Source organism: Streptomyces tibetensis (assembly GCF_007655005.1).
Taxonomy (GTDB): Bacteria; Actinomycetota; Actinomycetes; order Streptomycetales; family Streptomycetaceae; genus Streptomyces; species Streptomyces tibetensis.
The window spans coordinates 171,718-189,082 of record NZ_SZVW01000020.1 but is presented as its reverse complement, the minus strand read 5'-3'; the positions used below and the strand labels follow the sequence as shown (position 1 = coordinate 189,082).

Below are 17,365 nucleotides of genomic sequence, written 5' to 3'. Positions count from 1 at the left end.
GATCTCGAACATCGCACCCCTTGAGCTGGGGTGTTGCGACGATCGCTAGAACTCAAGCGGTTGCGGACGGGGCCTCACACATCGGTCAGAACCTGGGCTGGGGAGACTGCGCCTGGACGAGTTCCTCCGCCTCCGCCTGCGTCTGCACGGACGGCGGGGAGCCGGCCAGCGGCTGGTTGGCGGTCTCGCGCATGCACAGCACGGCGATGACACCGATGACCGCGGCGCCCATGGCGTAGTACGCCGGCATCAGCGTCGAGTCGAAGGCGCTGATCAGAGCGGTGATCACCAGCGGCGTGGTACCGCCGAAGATCGAGGTGGCCAGGTTGTAGGCCACCGAGAGCGAGCCGTAGCGCACCTGCGTGGGGAAGATCGCCGGGAGCGCCGCCGACATGGTGCCGAGCATCGCCACCAGCGAGAGCCCCATCAGCAGCAGGCCCAGGGTGATGAGGACGACGCTGCCCTGCCGGATGAGCAGGAACGACGGCAGGGAGAGGAACAGGAAACCGAGCATCCCCGCCATCAGCAGCGGCTTGCGCCCGAAGCGGTCCGAGAGCCGCCCCACCTGGTTGATCACGCACATCTGCAGCACCATCACGACGAGCAGGATCAGCAACCCGTGGTTGGTCCCGTAGCCCAGTTCGTCGGACAGATAGGTCGGCATGTACGACAGCAGCATGTAGTCGGTGATGTTGTACGCCGCCACCAGCGCGAGACACAGCAGCAGCGGCCGCCAGTACCGGGTGAAGATCTTGCCGAGGTCGGCGGCCGCCGAGGTCTCCACGGCGTCGGCCGCCTCGCTCGCCTTGGCCTGGCCGCCCTCCAGCTTCTGGAAGGCGGGCGTCTCGTCCAGCTTGAGCCGCAGGTAGAGGCCGATGAGGCCGAGCGGGGCCGCGACGAGGAACGGCACGCGCCAGCCCCACGACAGCATCTGGTCGTCGCTGAGGAGCATCTGCAGGACGACGACGAGACCGGAGGCCCCGATATAGCCGGCGAGCGTGCCGAGCTCCAGGAAGCTGCCGAAGAAGCCGCGCCGCTTGTCGGGCGCGTACTCCGCGATGAACGTCGAGGCGCCGCCGTACTCCCCGCCAGTGGAGAAGCCCTGCACCAGCCGGAAGAAGATCAGCAGGGCCGGGGCCCACAGGCCGATCACCGCGTGCGAGGGGACCAGGCCGATCGCGAAGGTTCCCACCGCCATCATGATCATGGTGAGGGAGAGGATGCGCTTGCGCCCGACCTTGTCCCCGAGCGGGCCGAAGACCATGCCTCCGAGCGGACGCACCAGGAACGCCACCGCGAAGGTCGCGAAGGAGCCGAGCAGCTGGGCGGTGTCGTTGGTGGACGGGAAGAAGACCCGCCCGATGGTCGACGCCAGATAGCTGTAGATGCCGAAGTCGTACCACTCCATCGCGTTGCCGAGGGCGGCGGCCTTGGTGGCGCGCTTGACCGCCGCATCGTCGGTCACCGTGATGTCGCTGCGGCGCAGCTTCGGGTTGCGCCGCTTCTCGATCGCCCGGAACAGCACCCGGTGCCGTCTCACCGCCGCGGGATCCACCGACTCGTCGTTGTCGGTCTCCGCCATCACGTGGTTCCTTTCGCCGTTCGCATTCCCAAAGACCACGCCTGCACAGATCTCGCGCGCTCAAACAACCCCCTTCGCGCGGCGTCCGGTTGATCACGAAACGTGATGCGCGGGTGCTCAGGGCGGGAGGCGGGACGCCGCGCCGTCCGGGAGGATCTCCGGGACGGGTGTGTGTCCGTGCCCCGGCGGGGGAACTTGAGTCGCCGGGTGCGTTCCTGGTGAGAGGAGCCCAAGTGACGGCGTCAGCGGCGGGCGGCCACGACCAGGGTGCGCGGGAGGACGGGTACGAGCCCGACCCCAAACGGTGGCGGGCCCTGTGGGTCACCCTGGTGGCCGGCTTCATGAGCCTGCTGGACGTGTCGATCGTGGCCGTCGCCCTGCCCACGATCCAGCAGCAGCTGCACGCCTCCGCGGCCGAGGTCCAGTGGGTGGTGTCCGGCTACGCCCTCTCCTTCGGTCTCGCCCTCGTCACCGCGGGCCGCCTCGGCGACGCCCTGGACCGGCGCCGTATCTTCCTCATCGCCCTCAGCGGCTTCGTGCTGTTCAGCGCGGCCTGCGGAGCGGCCCCGAACATCACCCTGCTGGTGGTGGCCCGGCTCGCTCAGGGCCTGGCCGCCGGCTTCATGGCCCCGCAGAACTCCGCGCTCATCCAGCAGATGTTCCGGGGCGGCGAACGCGGCCGGGCCTTCGGCTTCTTCGGCGCCACCGTCGGCATCTCCTCCGCCGTCGGCCCCCTCACCGGCGGCCTGATCCTCGCCCTGGCCGAAGGCGCCCAGGGCTGGCGGTGGATCTTCTACGTCAACGTCCCCATCGGCATCCTCGCGATCCTCCTCGGCCGCCGCCTGCTGCCCCACACCCGGCGCTCCGGCAGGGACGTCGACCTGCCCGGTGTCCTGCTGCTGGGGCTCGGCGTCCTCGCGCTCATGTACCCGCTGGTCCAGGCGGAGAGCGGCGGCCTCGCCCGGCTGTGGTGGATGTTCCCCGCCGGTGCCGCGCTGCTCTTCGTCTTCACCCGCTGGCAGCGGCGCCTGCTGGACCGCGGTGCCCAGCCGCTGCTCGATCCGCGCCTGTTCACCACCGTGCGCGGCTACGCCGTCGGCGCCGGCGTCGGCACGCTCTACTTCATCGGCTTCAGCGGCGTCTGGCTGGTCTTCGCCCTCTTCTACCAGCACGGCCTGGGCTTCTCCCCGCTGGAGTCGGGCCTCGCCGTGACCCCCTTCGCCCTCGGCTCGGCCCTCGCGGCCGCGGTCTCCGGGCGGCTGGTGGACCGGCTCGGCCGACTGCTCACCGTGGGCGGAATCACGGGGGTGATCCTCGGGCTGGGCGGCACCGCGCTGCTGCTGCGCTTCGCGCCCCTCGACATCGCGCCCTGGATCGCCGCCCCGGTCCTGTTCCTCGGCGGCGTGGGCGGTGGGTGCGTGATCTCCCCCAACATCACCATGACGCTGCGGGACGTGCCCGTGCACATGGCGGGAGCGGCGGGCGGCGCCCTGCAGACGGGGCAGCGCCTCGGCGCCGCGGTGGGCACCGCCGCCCTGCCCGGTCTCTACTACCTGGTGCTCGGCAGCAGGAGCGACGACTACCGCGGTGCCCTCTACCTCGCGATGGGCGCCGGACTCGTCGGCATGGCCGCGTCCCTGGTCCTCGCGGCATACGACTGGCGGCGCGACCGGCGGACCCCGCAGCCGCACCGCCCGTGCCCGGACGACGTCACCCACAGTCCCGTGCACGCCCGGCAGACCTGAGCGGTCACGCGTTCACGAGGCCTGCGGCTCCTGCTGCCGCGGGGCGGGTGCGTCGTCGTCCAGCTCTCCGCGCAGCGCGCCGCGGGCGAAAGCCGTCATGGACGCAAGGATCAGCAGCGCGAGCGGCCCCCAGATCGCCGGAAGGGCCCAGAGCGGCCAGTCGTTGGCTGCCTGCGCCCAGAGCGTCAGGATGGCCGTCGCGCCCAGGCCGACACCGTGCCACCGCACCATCCTCGCCGCCGTCACACGACGCTCGTCGCCCCGCGCGAAGAGCGGCCACACCCCGCCGACCAGGGCCGCCAGGCCGAACGAGATACAGGCCAGCGCACCGCCCAGACGGTCCTCGGGCCATCCCACCGGCCCGTCGGACGTCTGCTGCCGACGCCCGTCGGCGTCCCGCACCTCGACGACCTGCCCGTGCCAGATCAGACCGACCACCTTCTCGCCGGGCGCCATCTCGGACATCACCGGCTCGGTGCGCAGGAACGTCACCTCCCACGGCTTGCCCGACGGCAGCACCAGCTCCGCCTCCGGGGACTCGCCCCGCTTCCCGCGGTTCATGGCGGCGCTCCGTACGGTGAACTCCTGCTCCCACACGCACCCCGACGCCTCGACGGGAACCGCGGCGCAGGCCGGCGCGCCGCGGTACTCCCGCTCCCGATCCAGCGCCCCGCCGATCTCGCGGGCCGACGCCACTCCGACGCCGAGCGTCACGACGGCGAGCAGTATCCACACCACGGACCGCATGACCCCGTCCCCCGACGACCCCACCGCGCCTCATCCCCCTCCGTGACATCCGGACCCCGGAGCATTGGAACACGCCTCAGGCGCCGGTGTGGACCCGCCGCCCTTCGACGAAGGTCTCCAGGACCCGGGTCGCGGCGATCTCCTCGGGCGGACCCGCGAACGGATCCCGGTCGAGGACGACCAGGTCGGCCGCCTTGCCGACGGTGATGCTGCCGGTGACGTCGTCGAGGTGGTTCACATGGGCACTGCCCGCCGTGTAGGCGGCGATCGCGGTGCCCAGGTCGAGGCGCTGCTCCGGGAAGAAGGCCGGGGTGTCCCCGGGCGCCTCGGGGGAGACCCGGTTGACGGCGACGTGGACGGCCTGGAGCGGGTCGGGGCTGCTGACGGGCCAGTCGCTGCCGGCCGCGATGGTCGCACCGGCACGCAGCAGGTCCCCGAAGGGGTACTGCCACGCGCCGCGTTCCGCCCCCAGGAAGGGCAGGGTCAGCTCGTCCATCTGCGGCTCGTGGGCGGCCCACAGCATCTGCAGGTTGGCGCTCGCGCCCAGCGCCCGGAAACGGGGCAGGTCGGCGGGGTGGACGACCTGGAGGTGCGCCAGGTGGTGCCGCGTATCGCGGTTGCCGTTGGCGGCCCGGGCGGCCTCCACGGCGTCCAGCGCCTCCCGCACCGCGCGGTCGCCGAGCGCGTGGAAGTGGACCTGAAAGCCGTGGGCGTCCAGTTCGGTGACGTACTTCCGCAGCTCACCCGGCTCGACGAAGCTGATACCGCTGTTGTCCGAGGCGCAGCCGCAGCCGGTCAGGTAGGGGGACAGCATGGCGGCGGTGTGGTTCTCGGCGATGCCGTCCTGCATGATCTTCACAGTGCCGGTCCGGAACCGGTCCCGGCTCAGCTCCTCCCGCCGGGCCACGAGCTCGCCGATCTGCTCGGCGCCCCGCTCGCGGTCCCACCACAGCGCGCCGACGACCCGCGCGGTGAGCAGACCCCGGTCGAGGGCCGTCAGGTAGGCCGGGGCCGGGTCCGTCAGGTTGGCGTACGTGCCGACGATGGCGTCCTGCCAGGCGGTGACGCCATGGGAGTGCAGCACGGCCTGGGCGCGCAGCAGACCGGCGAGCTGCTCCTCCGGCGTGGGGTCCGGCACCAGCCGGCCCACCAGGTGGACTGCGCCCTCCTGGAGCATCCCGGTGGGGTTGCCCGCGGCGTCGCGCTCGATCCGGCCGTCGGCGGGGTCGGGGGTCCGGGCGTCGATGCCCGCGCGCTCCAGGGCCCGGCTGTTGACCCAGGCGCCGTGGTGGTCGCGGTTGGGCAGGAAGACGGGCCGGTCCGGCACGATCGCGTCGAGGGCGGCGGCCGTGGGGGAGCCGCCGGGGAACGACTCCAGGGACCAGCCGCCCCCCGTGATCCATTCGACGCCCGGGTGCTCCCGCGCGTACGCCGCGATCCTGTGCAGGTACGCGTCCGCGTCGGTGGTGTCGCCGAGATGGCACAGGCCGAGTTCGAGGCCCGCGCCCATCGGGTGGACGTGGGCGTCCTGGAAGCCCGGCAGCAGCAGCTTCCCGGCGAGGTCGACGACCTCGGTGCGCGGCCCGATCAGCTCGCGCACCTCGTCGTGGCCGACGGCGACGATCCGCCCGCCGCGCACGGCCACCGAGGTGGCGCGGCTGCGGGCCGGGTCGACGGTGTGCACGGGGCCGCCGGTGAGGACGAGGTCGGCGGATCCCGGGGCAGGGGGGTGCGACATGGGGGTGAGCTCCATGGAGGTCAGACCGCCGTGCGGTCCATCGGCAGGGTGAGGGCTTCGGCGTCGGTGCCGCGCCCGGTGGTGAAGTAGGGCGAGCGCCGGACGTACTTGGCGACGGCGGCCATGCCGAGGCCGGCGAGCACGATCACGGCGGGCAGCGAGAACATGAACCACCCGTTGTCCGGGCTCAGTTCGAAGTGGTCGCTCATGATGAGGTACGAGTAGCCGAGGTAGGCGCCCAGGCCCAGCAGCACCAGCCCGGACACGGCGGGCACGCCGACGGCGAGCAGCGCCTCGCGCGCTCCCTCGTGCCGCGCGGAGCGAAAGCGCACGGCGCAGGCGAGCGCGGTGAGGCCGTAGTAGAGGGCCACGATCAGGCCGATCGCGTTGACGGCGGCCAGCAGCATGTCGCTCAGCTTGGGGATCGCGAAGGCGAGCACGGCGATCACCGCGGCGACGGACATCACGACGGCCGTCCCCGCGGCGGGCGTGCCCCAGCGCGGGTGGACCCGGGTCCACAGCGGGCCCATGGTGCGGTCGCGGCCCATGGCGAGCAGGCCGCGCGCGGTGGGGATCAGCGTGGCCTGCACGGAGGCGACGGCGGAGAACATCAGGGCGACCAGGGGCAGGGTCGCCCACGGCTCGGCGGCCAGCTTCTCCCCGAGGTAGGGCAGGGCCTGCGGGCCGTTGCGGACGAGTTCGGCCAGGCTCATCTCCCTCTGGAAGGCGACCGAGGCGAAGAGGAACAGGCCGAGCATCGCGAACAGGGCGATGAGCCCGCCCCGGGCCGAGTCGCCCGGGTCCTTGGTCTCCTCGTTGACGCTGAACGCCGCGTCCCAGCCCCAGAAGAAGAACACCGCCAGCACCATGCCCTGGGCGAAGTGGGGGCCGCTGGAGATCTCGAACGGGTTGAACCAGGACAGGGAGACGGCGTGGTCGCCGGTGACCAGGGCCCAGCCGCAGAAGCCGAGCAGCACGGCGTACTCGAACACCAGCAGGGCGAACTGGAACCGGGTCGCGCCACGGACTCCGGTGACGGCCAGGACGGTGAGGGCGAGGAGGATCACCAGCCCGACCGCCGTGCAGACGCCGGTGGACGTCGGGTCGAGGGCGATGCCGGCCAGGCTGCGCAGGCCGGCCTTGTCGGCGAAGGCCAGCACGACCGAGCCCATGATCGCGCTGGTGTAGGCGCAGAAGATGACCGAGCCGACCAGCGTGACCCAGCCGGTCAGGAAGCCCGGCCAGGGGCCGAGGGATCTGCCGACCCAGGTGTAGCCGTTGCCGCAGTTGGGTTCGGAGCGGTTGAGCCGGGCGTAGGCGAGGGCGATGCCCAGCACCGGCAGGAAGGCCAGCAGCAGGAGCGCGGGGGCCTGCAGGCCCACGATCGTGGCGATCGTGCCCATGCCGATGGCGATGCTGGTGGTGGCCGCGGTGCTGGACGCGGCGATGGCGACGCCGTCGACCACGCCGAGGGATCGGCGCAGCGGGGGGCGGGACGAGGGCGGTGCGGACGACATGAAGGGCTCCTCGGGGGACGGGGTGGGAAGAGCCGCGCGGGACTGTGATGGAACAGCCGGTGGCCATATTGGGTCAACCCTGTTGACGTAAGGCGACGAGGGCCGTTCACTGCGTTACGCGACAAGGCTCCGGTCGGTGAGAGGCCGCCGGCACGTGAGAAGACCTCGGTGCGCGAGGAGAGGAGTGCCGGTCATGACCACCCGTGTCCCGCAGGAACGCCGGCGTCGGAGACCGACCCGTTCGGGGGTCCTGCTGTCGGAGGACCTGATCGTGCAGACCGCGTTGCGGCTGATCGGCGAGCACGGACCCGAGGCGCTGAGCGTGCGCCGGCTCGGCGCGGCCCTGGGCTGCGACCCGACGGCGCTGTATCGCTACTTCCACGGCACCGACGACCTGGTGCTCGCCATCGCCGACCGGATCATCGGCGACGCCATGGCGGGCTTCGCCCCGGGAGACGACTGGGTGGCCTCGCTGCGCGATATGGCCCTCAGGGTCCGTGCCGGATACCTCGCGCATCCGCGCGCGGCCGCCATGGCGGCCCACCGCGTGACCCGGCGCCGGAACGAGATCCGTGCCGTCGAGACCGGGATCGGCCTGCTGCTCACCGCGGGCTTCCCGTCGGCCGACGCCGCACGGCTCTACCTGGCCTTCATCGACACCGTGCTGAGCCACGCCGCCGCGGAAGCGGCGTTCCAGGCCCTCCCTCCGCAGCAGCGCGAGGCCGACCGCCGGTCGTGGCGCGACGTCTACCAGGGCCTCGATCCGGCGACGTACCCCTCCCTGACCGCGGTGCGCCCGGAGCTGCCCGCCATGGCGGACAGCTCCTTCGAGCAGGCGGTGGACCTCCTGCTGGAGGCCCTGGCGGCCCGGGCGCGGGCCCTCGGACCGAAGTGAGCGAGCCCGCGCTACAGCGCCTCGGCCCGCCCGGCGGTGTCGTCGAGGAACCCGCCCGACTGGTGCTGCCACAGCTTGGCGTAGGCACCGTCGATCGCGAGCAACTCCTGGTGGGTGCCCTGCTCGACGATCCGGCCGCGGTCGAGGACGACGAGCTGGTCCATGCCGGCGACCGTGCTCAGCCGGTGCGCCACCACCAGAGCGGTCCGCCCGTCCATGAGCCGCCACAGCGCCTCCTGGACCAGCACTTCGCTCTCGGAGTCCAGGGCGCTGGTCGCCTCGTCGAGCAGCAGGATCGGCGCGTCCCGCAGGATCGCCCGCGCCAGGGCGACCCGCTGGCGCTGACCGCCGGACAGCTTGACGCCCCGCTCGCCCACCATGGTGTCGAAGCCGTCCGGCAACGCCTCGGCGAACTCCGTGACATGGGCCGCCTCGGCCGCCCGGAGGATCTCGGCGTCGGTGGCGTCCGGCCGGGCGAAGGCGATGTTGTCCCGCAGGCTGCGGTGGAACATCGCCGGGTCCTGCGGTACGTACGCGATCCGCCCGCGCAGGTCGGCCTGGCGCACTCGGCTGATGTCCTGGCCGCCGATCAAAATGCGGCCGGCGTCGATGTCGGTCATCCGCAGCAGCAGCCGGGTGAGTGAGGTCTTGCCGCCGCCGGACCGGCCCACGAGGCCGATCTTCGACCCGCTCGGCACGGCCAGGTCCAGCCCCTCGAACAACGGCCGGCCACCCCGGTGGGCGAAGGTCACCTTCTCGAAGCGGACGTCGGCGGCCCGGGACCGCAGCGGCTCCGGATCCGGAGGGTCGAGCACGGTCGGCGGCGTCAGCAGCAGCTCGGTGAACTGCGCGGCCTCCGTCATCGAACTCTCCAGACGGCGGTATATCTGGTTGAACTCGAACATGATCCGGGTCGCGTTGTTGTAGTAGGCGAAGGCGACCACGACCGCCTCCACCCCGTGCGCGCCGCCGCCCAGCGTCACCGCGAGGAGCAGGCCCATCGCACTGGTCAGGACGGACATCGGCGCGACGAGCGTGTCGATGCGCAGGTTGCCGTAGTCCCACGACCGCATGGTGAGCCGGCGTGACGTCGCGACCCGGGAGCGGTGTTCGGCGGCCTCGCGCTCCTCCGCGGCGAACGCCCGCACCGTGTCCATGTTCATCAGGCTGTCGGCCACATGGCCCGACACCCGGGCGATCGCCTCCTCACGCCGGTCGACGAGCGCCTGGCGCCGCCGGATGAGCGGCACGACCAGCACCGCGGTCAGCGCGATCATCACCAGGAGTCCGACGACGAGCAGCGGTTCGTAGCGCCACAGCACCACCGCCCCGAATGTCAGCGGCGCGAAGCTGCCCATGATCTGGAAGGTCAGCGTGTCGACGAACTGCTCGAAACGGGAGGCGAAGCTGAGGACCCGCTTGGTCAGCGAACCGGCGAAGTTGTCGTGGAAGAACGCGGCGTCCTTGGCGAAGAGTTCGTCCATGCCGACCACGTACAGATGCTCGATGCCCAGGGCGTCGAGACGGGTGAGGCAGTGCAGGGCGACGCGCCACAGTGCCTCCGCGACCAGCAGGACACCCGCGAAGGCCAGCACGTACGGCAGCGTCGAATCGGCCGTGACGTCCTTGTTCCCCGCGATGTCCGCGACGAGCTTGGCGACGATCAGCGGCGCGACGTAGTTGATTCCGATGTTGCCCAGCGCCGAGAGCAGCATCGCGGGTGCCGTCCACCGGCGCAGCCGGGACAACTCCCGTCCGTAGTAGCGAAGTGCGAGAAGCATCGAGCGCTTGCCCGGTAATACCCTGTGTGTTTCCGGCGTTTCCATCCCACCCCTGTGTCGTTCTGTGGCCGCCCGCCACGCCGCGCGTGCGGGCAGGGGCCATCGCCGCAACGGATGTGTGAGGTTTCGGGTCGAGTCCGGAAGTGTCCCGCGATGCCGGTCGCGGCGTCCAAGCGTTTTCCGGCCGGGCGGGGGTGAGCGGGGAGCGCCAGGAGGCGCGGCGGGCGGGTGCCCGTGCGCCGGGGCGAGGACGCAGCGCCCTCAGGGGTGGGGGCGGGCGACCGGAACGAGTCCCGGACCGCCGGGCTCCTGCGAAGCCGGTGCGGTCAGTCGGTGATCGCACCGAGGACGAGGGCCTGCAGCTGGGCGGCCGTGTGGTCCAGCGGTTGCGTACTGCGCTTGGCGCGGCACATGGCCACCGTTCCCTCGACCGCCGCGACGATCAGTGTCGCGAGTTGGGCCGCCTGCTCGGGCTCGACGCCGTGCTCGCGCAGCGACCCGGCCAGCAGGCCCTCCCACTCCTCGAAGACGCCGGCGGCCGCTGCCAGGGCGGTGGGCGTCTCGCCGGCCGGGGGCTCCTCGATCGAGACGGCGAGGACCGGGCAGCCCGCCCGGAAGTCGCTGTCCACCACGATCCCGCGCCACAGGTCGAGGAAGGCCCGCAGTCCGGCGACCGGCCCCGCCTCCAGCTCCCTGCGCAGGCTGCGGGCGGCCCAGGCCCCGGTGAAGCGCACCGCCTCGGTGGCCAGTTGCTGCTTGCCCTCCGGGAAGTAGTGGTACGTCGAGCCCAGCGGAGCCCGGGCGTGCTTGGCCGTCTCCCGGATGCTCGTCGCGTTCAGGCCGCGTCGGCTGATCATGTCGGCCGCACCGGCCACGATCCGCTCACGCGCCGTCGGACTCGGCTTGGTCACGTCCACGATCCCTTCCGCCCCGCTGGCCATAACAGTCGTCATAGTCTAGCGTGGCCGTGCTTTATAACGACTGTCATAAAGCCGCGTCGCCCGATGTTCGGCGCGGCCGAGGAGAGAGGTCCGCCATGCCGATGATCCGGCTCACCGCTCCCGCCGGTGCCCTGACCGAGGAGGGCCGCGGCAGCGTCCAGCGCGATCTCGCCGCGACGCTGCTGCGCTGGGAGGGCGCACCCGACACGGCGTTCTTCCGCGCCCAGGCGTGGAGCTATCTCGTCGAACTGCCCGAAGGCGCCCAGACGACCGCCGAGGACGACGCGCCCCGCTTCCTGGTGGAGGTCACCGTCCCCGAAGGCGCCCTGTCCGAGCGCCGCAAGGCGGGACTGGTCGAGGAGGCGACCCGGACCGTCCTGACCGCCGCCGGACTCACCCCGGACGACGCCCTGCGCGTGTGGGTCCTGGTGCACGAACAGCCCGACGGCACCTGGGGCGCCGGCGGATCCGTCATCCGCCACGCCGATCTGGTGGCCCTGGCGAAGGGGCGGCGGGCCGATGCGTGAACTGACCTACATCGCCAAGCGCACCGTCGAGTGGCGCGAGGTGCCCGACCCGAAGCTCCGGTCCGACGGCGAGGCGATCGTGGCCCCGGTCGCCGCCACCCCGTGTGACGTGGACTCCGCCATCCTGGCCGGTCATGGCTTCGTCGAGCCGCCCTTCGCCCTCGGTCACGAGTGCGTCGCCCGGGTCGTCGAGACCGGCGACGCCGTCACCGCCGTGGCCCCCGGCGACCTCGTCGTCGTCCCCTGGACCATCAACTGCGGCACCTGCGACCGCTGCCGGGCGGGACTCACCGCGCACTGCACCACGGGCCCGTACATGGCGATGTACGGCGCGCCGATCGGCGGCAACTGGGGCGGACTCTTCTCCGACCTGGTCCGCGTGCCCTACGCCGACGCCATGCTGGTGCCCCTGCCCACCGGCCTCGACCCGGTCGCCCTGGCCTCGGCCGGCGACAACTGGTCCCTGGCCTGGCGCCTGGTCGCCCCGCACCTGACCGCCCGCCCGGGGGCACGTGTCCTGGTCGTCGCCCGCGGCAGCATCGGCCTGTACGTCTGCGACATCGCCCGCGCGCTCGGCGCCGCCGAGGTGCTCTACGTCGACCCCGACCCCGAACACCGCGCCCTCGCCCGTGACTTCGGTGCCACCACCGCCGAGACCCTGGAACCCCTGCCGCAGAGCTACGACATCGCCGTCGAGGCGACCGGCCGCGTCGACCAGCTCGGCCTCGCCGTCAAGTGCCTGACGCCCGAGGGGATCTGCGAGAGCGCGGGCAACCACTTCCGCCCCGGCGAACTGCCCCTGCTCGACATGTACCTCACCGGAGTCACCCTGCGCGTCGCCCGCGACAACGTACGCGCCCACATCCCCGACGCCCTGGCGCTCGCCGCCTCCGGCGCCGTCTCACCCGGCAAGGTCGTCTCCCATGTCATCGACTGGGAGGACCTGCCGGCGGCGCTGCCGGAGAAGCACCTGAAACCGGTCTTCGTCCGGGCCGGGTCATGACGCGGCGCTGGAGTCCGGGCGCAGCGTGAAGACCTGGTCGAGGCCGACCAGGGTGAGGACGCGCAGCAGGTTCGCCGGTACGGCGGCCAGCGCCATGTCGGCGCCGGCGACCAGGGCGTGCTGGCGTGCGGCGAGCAGGGCGGTGATGCCCGAGGAGTCGCAGAACGCCAGGCCCGACAGGTCCAGGACCAGGCACTGCCCCGGTGACAGGGGCACCTGGTCGAGCCGGCTGCGCAGGACGGGGGCCCGGTCGAAGTCCAGGTCGCCGGCCACGTACAGAACGGGTCCCGTGGCGGTGTCGAGCTGTCTGACGGTGAGCGGGTTCATGAGGTGTGACTCGTTGCCGGGGACATGGGGGAAGGGGCGGCAGGAACGCCGAGGGCGAGGAGCGCGGTGTCGTCGTCGAGACCGTCGCCGAAACCCTCCAGCAGCCCGGTGAGGGCCGTGATCACCTCGCGGGGTGCGGCCGGAGCGTGCTCGGTGGCGAAGGCGTGCAGGGCGTCCTCGCCGTACAGCTCGTCGCGGCCGGAGCCGATGCGGGCCTCGGTGAGGCCGTCGGTGTACAGCACGAGCGTGTCACCGGGTGCCAGGACGGTCTCGGCCGTGCCGATCGGAGCGCCGGGGACGACGCCGATGAGCAGACCGCCCGGGGTGGGCAGGTACTCGGCTCGGCCGTCCGTCCGCAGGACGAGTGCCGGCGGGTGGCCACCGGAGGCCAGGCGCACCACGGTCCGCCCGTGTTCGCCTCCGGGTTCGACGATCCCGAAGATGCAGGTGCAGTACCGGGGGTTGCCGTCGCCGGTGTACCGCTCGTGCAGGACGGCGTTCAGGGTGCTCAGCGCCGAGGCCGGATCCGGGTCGTGGTGGGCCGCCGCGCGCAGGGTGTAGCGGGTCAGCGAGGTGAGGGACGCGGCCTCGGGGCCCTTGCCGCACACGTCGCCGAGGAAGAACGCCCACCGGTCACCGGCCACGGGGAACAGGTCGTAGAAGTCGCCGCCCAGCTGGTCCGGAGACGCCGTGTGGTAGTGGACGGCCGTCTCCAGGCCCGGTACGGCGGGCAGCGAGTCCGGCACCAGGGAGCGCTGCAGGACGGCGAGGGCGTCGGCCAGCCTGGCCCGGTCTGCCTCGGCCTGCCGCCGGGCCTCGTCGGCCTCGGCGCGGGCCCGCTCGGCCTCCTGCCTGCGGTGCAGGAGCTCCTTCTCGTAGGCGCGGCGGTCGGAGGCGTCGAAGACGGTGATGCGGATGAGCAACGGTTCGCCCTCGCTGCCGTGCTTGATCACGGCGGAGACCAGCACCGGCAGCGGGCCGCCGCTCCGGCGCCGCATGTCCAGGGCGATGCCGCGCAGCTCGCCCTGCATGCGCAGCAGCGGAGCGAAGTGCGTCTCGTGGTACAGCTTCCCGCCGATGGTGAGCAGGTCCGCGAAGCGCTTGCGGCCCGCCACGTCCTCACGGTGCAGGCCGAGCCAGTCCAGCAGGGTGTCGTTGATCTTGGCGATGGTGCCGTCCATCATCGTGGACAGGTAACCGCAGGGCGCGGACTCGTACAGGTCCTCCGGGCTGTCCTCCAGCAGCGCGGAGAAGGCCGCGTCCGTGGTGGCCTCGCCCCCCGCCCCGGCGGGCTCCGGTATGCCGCCCGTGCGGCACATCACTTCAGGGACTCCAGGAAGTCGAGGATCGCCCCGCTGGTGGCCTGCGGTGCGCTGAGCTGCGGGCAGTGCCCGGTGGCGTCGAGCGTGACCAGGCGGGAGGCGGGGATCGCCGCGTGCACGTAGGCGCCGACCTCCCGGGGTGCGATGGCGTCCTGATCGCACTCCAGCACGAGGGTCGGCACGGACACGCCCTTCAGGTCCTCGCGGCTGTCGGTGAGGAAGGTCGTACGCGCGAAGACCCGGGCGATGTCGGGGTCGGTGGCGCAGAAACTGTTCGTGAGTTCCTGGCCCAGCTCCGGCCGCTCCGGGTTGCCCATGATCACCGGGGCCATCGCGGACGACCAGCCCAGGTAGTTCGCCTCCAGGGAGGCGAGCAGCTCGTCGATGTCCTCCGTGCTGAAGCCGCCGCGGTAGCCCTCGTCGTCGATGTAGCAGGGCGAGGGGGTCACCATCACGAGCGCCCCGATCCGCTCCGGCGCGGCCTGCGCCGCCAGCACCCCGACCATGGCACTGACCGAGTGCCCCACGAACACCGCCCGGTCCAGGTCCAGCTCCTCGCAGACGTCGACGACGTCGGCGGCGTAACCCTGGAGCGAGGAGTACCGCTCCTCGCTCCACACTGCGAGGTCCGAGCCGCCGGACCCGACGTAGTCGAACAGCACCACTCGGTAGCGCTCGGCAAGCGCCGGTACCACCAGCCGCCACATGTTCTGGTCGCACCCGAACCCATGGGCCAGGAGCAGCACCGGCGCGCCGTCGGGGCCGATGACGTTGACGTTGTTCCTGCGGCGGATGTCCATGCGGCCATGCTCCCACCCGGGACGGAGTGGTTCGACGGGGGCCCTGTGAACAGCGGCTTCGCGACTGTGAAGTCAGCCCAGGTACAGCGGCACCCTGGAGGCCAGGTCACCGAGCTCGGCCTGCTCCGCCCCGGTCGGCGCACGCCGCCCGGTGCCGATCAGCAGCGCGTCCGCATCGGGGAGGGAGGACGGGAACGTGCCCCCCGCGATCCGCTCCAGCATCTCCCGGGACCGGAGGAGCCCCTCCGCGGGCGGCAGCTTCGCGCCCGGCAGGTGAGCGATCAGGTCGAGGTGGTGCAGCGTCCACTCCAGGACATAGGCGCAGAGGAAGTCGCCCGCGGTGAGGACCTCGTCCCGGGTGCCGACCCGGCCGGCCGGATCGGCGAGCAGGGCCGCACGCCCGGCGGCGGAGCCGACGTCGTCCAGATGGAACTTCAGAAGGCCCGGATCCTCGTACGCGGCGGCCAGCCGGACGGTCAGCGCGTCGAGCGGGTCGTCACCGGTCGGCGGAGTCTCCGAGACGTCCCAGTACGTCAGCTCGTCACGGGTCGGCTCCCGGTCGGAGGGGGTGGCCAGGGTGATCAGGACGTCCTGGGCGTCGACGATCAGATGACACACCAGGTCCCGCACCAGCCAGCCCGTACAGCCGGAGGGCCGACCGAAGTCCTCGTCGGAGAGATCGGCCACCGCCGCGCGCAGCGCCGCCCAGGTGCGGGAGAAGAGATCCACCCCGGCAACGTAGTGCCGTTGTGCGACGCCGGACAAGCGCGTTTCGGCCTGCGTCGCGCCACGGCCCGGGGGACCGCCGGCCCAGGCCGTGCTCACCGCCGCGTGACACTCACCCGCCGGACGCCCCCAGCCGCCCTCCCGCGAGCACGGCGAGCTCGTCCGGTGTACGCGGGCCCGGCTCCGTTTCCGTCAACAGCCCCTGGGACCGCAGCAGTTCCGTCACCGCGGCACCCCACGGCAGACGCAGCCCCGCCTCCCGGAGGAGATCCGTGCGGGCCAGTGCCGTGGCCGCGGGCCCGGTGCGGACACCGGACGGGGTGAGGAGCGCGGCGTCGTCGGCCCAGCGCAGGGCGAGATCGACGTCGTGGGTGGCCATCACCACCGTGGTGCCGGCGGCCCGGAGCCCGTCGAGCGTGGTGAGGAGCCGCTCCTGGCCGTCGGGGTCGAGCCCGGCCGTCGGCTCGTCCAGGACGAGGACACGCGGCCGCATGGCGACCGCGCCCGCGATGGCCGTGCGTTTGCGCTGTCCGTAGGAGAGCAGATGGGTCGGCCGGTCGGCCAGGGCCGTGATGTCCAGGGCCGCCAGGGCCTCCGCCACCCGCGCCCGTACCTGCGTGTCGTCCAGGCCGAGGTTCAGCGGACCGAAGGACACGTCCTGCTCGACGGACGCCGCGAACAACTGGTCGTCCGGGTCCTGCACCACCAGCTGCACGGTGGTCCGCAGCCGGGTCAGCCCCTTGCGGTCGTACGCCACCGGCCGCCCCTCGACCGTCAGCCGCCCCTCGTGCGGTTTCAGGCCTCCGCTGAGCAGTCGCATCAGCGTGGTCTTGCCGCTGCCGTTGCGGCCGAGCAGCGCCAGCGCGCGGCCCTCGCGGATCTCGAAGTCGAGCCCGCTGAGTACGGCCGGGCCGTCCTCGTAGGCGAAGGACGCGCCCCGCAGGGCGACGAGGGCTGCCTCGCTCATGTCAGCGGCCTTTCCAGTACGAGGGTGAGGACGGCCAGCGCCGCGAGCAGCGCGCAACTGGCCGCCGTGAAGCGGACGGACACCCGGGCCTCGGGAACCAGGACCCGCAGGGTGCCGTCGTAGCCACGCCCGGCGAGCCCCGCTTGGAGCCTCCCGGCCCGGTCGAAGGCCCGGACGAACGCGGTGGCGCCGAGCCCGGCCAGGGACCGCCACTCCGCGGCCCGGCCGGTGTGCCCGAGCCTGGCCGCCTGGGCCTCCCGGATGCACCGCATCGAGTCCAGCAGCAGGAAGCTCATCCGGTACGTCACGAGCGCGACGTCGACGACCGCCGCGGGGACCCCGGCCCGGACCAGCCGGGGCAGCAGGTCGGACATGGGCGTGGTGAAGGCGAACAGCAGCACCCCCAGGGAGGCCGCCGAGGTCCGCAGCAGCAACTCCCCGGCCCGTACCCGCCCGTCGGGGGCGAGAGAGACGAACCCTTCCGGCCCACCCACCTGGACGAGCAGCGTGAGCGCGCCGGTCACACAGAAGCCCAGCGGCACCCGGTAGGCCCGCCACAGCCGACGCCCGGGCACACCGGCCGGACCCAGCAGCACGACGAGGGCCGTCAGGAGGACCAGGGCCGCGCCCGGCCAGGGCGGCAGGGAGATCGCGAGCACGGTGAGACCGAGCCCGAGTACGGCCTTGTCCACGGGATGGCGGCGGCGCCAGCGACTGCTGTGCGCCGCCGCGTCGATCGGCAGCATC

Annotated in this window: 16 protein-coding genes; 4 read left to right on the top strand and 12 right to left on the bottom strand. The window is 72.4% G+C overall.

Features of this window, described 5'->3' with window-relative positions:
- Nucleotides 1-85: 85 nt before the first annotated feature.
- Nucleotides 86-1,582: a glycine betaine/L-proline transporter ProP gene (gene proP / locus FDO69_RS31180; RefSeq protein WP_104784627.1), complete on the bottom strand. Its 1,497-nt coding sequence runs from the start codon at nucleotides 1,580-1,582 to the stop codon at nucleotides 86-88.
- Nucleotides 1,583-1,815: 233 nt separating this feature from the next.
- Here proP and FDO69_RS31175 point away from each other — a divergent pair, with 233 nt between their 5' ends.
- Nucleotides 1,816-3,327: an MFS transporter gene (locus FDO69_RS31175; RefSeq protein ID WP_104784624.1), complete on the top strand. Its 1,512-nt coding sequence runs from the start codon at nucleotides 1,816-1,818 to the stop codon at nucleotides 3,325-3,327.
- A 12-nt stretch (nucleotides 3,328-3,339) separates the two neighbouring features.
- On the opposite strand, the gene FDO69_RS31170 is transcribed toward FDO69_RS31175, so the two are convergent.
- From FDO69_RS31170 to FDO69_RS31160, 3 genes are all read right to left on the bottom strand, one after another.
- On the bottom strand, nucleotides 3,340-4,074 hold the full coding sequence (locus FDO69_RS31170; protein WP_234388187.1) for a hypothetical protein: 735 nt from the start codon (nucleotides 4,072-4,074) through the stop codon (nucleotides 3,340-3,342).
- Nucleotides 4,075-4,150: 76 nt separating this feature from the next.
- Nucleotides 4,151-5,812, bottom strand: coding sequence for an amidohydrolase (locus tag FDO69_RS31165; protein ID WP_234388186.1), 1,662 nt, complete (start codon nucleotides 5,810-5,812; stop codon nucleotides 4,151-4,153).
- Nucleotides 5,813-5,832: 20 nt separating this feature from the next.
- Entirely contained in the window at nucleotides 5,833-7,329 is a 1,497-nt protein-coding gene (locus FDO69_RS31160) for an APC family permease (protein ID WP_104784618.1), read from the bottom strand.
- 193 nt (nucleotides 7,330-7,522) lie between these two features.
- Between FDO69_RS31160 and FDO69_RS31155 the strand changes: the two genes are divergently transcribed.
- Nucleotides 7,523-8,224 carry a TetR/AcrR family transcriptional regulator gene (locus tag FDO69_RS31155; protein ID WP_104784615.1) on the top strand — a complete coding sequence of 234 codons (702 nt, stop codon included), beginning with the start codon at nucleotides 7,523-7,525 and terminating at the stop codon, nucleotides 8,222-8,224.
- Nucleotides 8,225-8,235: 11 nt separating this feature from the next.
- Here FDO69_RS31155 and FDO69_RS31150 read toward each other — a convergent pair whose 3' ends face one another.
- On the bottom strand, nucleotides 8,236-10,005 hold the full coding sequence (locus FDO69_RS31150) for an ABC transporter ATP-binding protein (RefSeq protein ID WP_170320966.1): 1,770 nt from the start codon (nucleotides 10,003-10,005) through the stop codon (nucleotides 8,236-8,238).
- 326 nt (nucleotides 10,006-10,331) lie between these two features.
- Nucleotides 10,332-10,916 carry a TetR/AcrR family transcriptional regulator gene (locus FDO69_RS31145; RefSeq protein ID WP_420878557.1) on the bottom strand — a complete coding sequence of 195 codons (585 nt, stop codon included), beginning with the start codon at nucleotides 10,914-10,916 and terminating at the stop codon, nucleotides 10,332-10,334.
- 125 nt (nucleotides 10,917-11,041) lie between these two features.
- Here FDO69_RS31145 and FDO69_RS31140 point away from each other — a divergent pair, with 125 nt between their 5' ends.
- Together FDO69_RS31140 and FDO69_RS31135 are read left to right on the top strand one after the other, a co-directional pair.
- Entirely contained in the window at nucleotides 11,042-11,473 is a 432-nt protein-coding gene (locus FDO69_RS31140; protein WP_104784606.1) for a tautomerase family protein, read from the top strand.
- Nucleotides 11,466-12,476, top strand: a complete 1,011-nt coding sequence (locus FDO69_RS31135) for a zinc-dependent alcohol dehydrogenase (protein ID WP_104784603.1) — start codon at nucleotides 11,466-11,468, stop codon at nucleotides 12,474-12,476. The genes FDO69_RS31140 and FDO69_RS31135 overlap by 8 nt, the downstream gene beginning before the upstream one ends.
- Here FDO69_RS31135 and FDO69_RS31130 read toward each other — a convergent pair.
- The 6 genes from FDO69_RS31130 to cbiQ form a co-directional block, all read right to left on the bottom strand.
- Nucleotides 12,471-12,803, bottom strand: coding sequence for an STAS domain-containing protein (locus FDO69_RS31130; RefSeq protein ID WP_104784600.1), 333 nt, complete (start codon nucleotides 12,801-12,803; stop codon nucleotides 12,471-12,473). The genes FDO69_RS31135 and FDO69_RS31130 overlap by 6 nt on opposite strands.
- Nucleotides 12,800-14,122 carry a PP2C family protein-serine/threonine phosphatase gene (locus tag FDO69_RS31125; RefSeq protein WP_104784597.1) on the bottom strand — a complete coding sequence of 441 codons (1,323 nt, stop codon included), beginning with the start codon at nucleotides 14,120-14,122 and terminating at the stop codon, nucleotides 12,800-12,802. Before FDO69_RS31125 ends, FDO69_RS31130 begins: the two co-directional genes overlap by 4 nt.
- Nucleotides 14,122-14,925, bottom strand: a complete 804-nt coding sequence (locus tag FDO69_RS31120) for an alpha/beta fold hydrolase (protein ID WP_104784594.1) — start codon at nucleotides 14,923-14,925, stop codon at nucleotides 14,122-14,124. Before FDO69_RS31120 ends, FDO69_RS31125 begins: the two co-directional genes overlap by 1 nt.
- A gap of 72 nt (nucleotides 14,926-14,997) precedes the next feature.
- Nucleotides 14,998-15,654, bottom strand: coding sequence for a maleylpyruvate isomerase N-terminal domain-containing protein (locus tag FDO69_RS31115; protein WP_104784663.1), 657 nt, complete (start codon nucleotides 15,652-15,654; stop codon nucleotides 14,998-15,000).
- 109 nt (nucleotides 15,655-15,763) lie between these two features.
- Nucleotides 15,764-16,618, bottom strand: coding sequence for an energy-coupling factor ABC transporter ATP-binding protein (locus FDO69_RS31110; protein ID WP_104784591.1), 855 nt, complete (start codon nucleotides 16,616-16,618; stop codon nucleotides 15,764-15,766).
- Nucleotides 16,615-17,364, bottom strand: coding sequence for a cobalt ECF transporter T component CbiQ (cbiQ, locus tag FDO69_RS31105; protein ID WP_104784588.1), 750 nt, complete (start codon nucleotides 17,362-17,364; stop codon nucleotides 16,615-16,617). Before cbiQ ends, FDO69_RS31110 begins: the two co-directional genes overlap by 4 nt.
- Nucleotide 17,365: the final 1 nt, after the last annotated feature.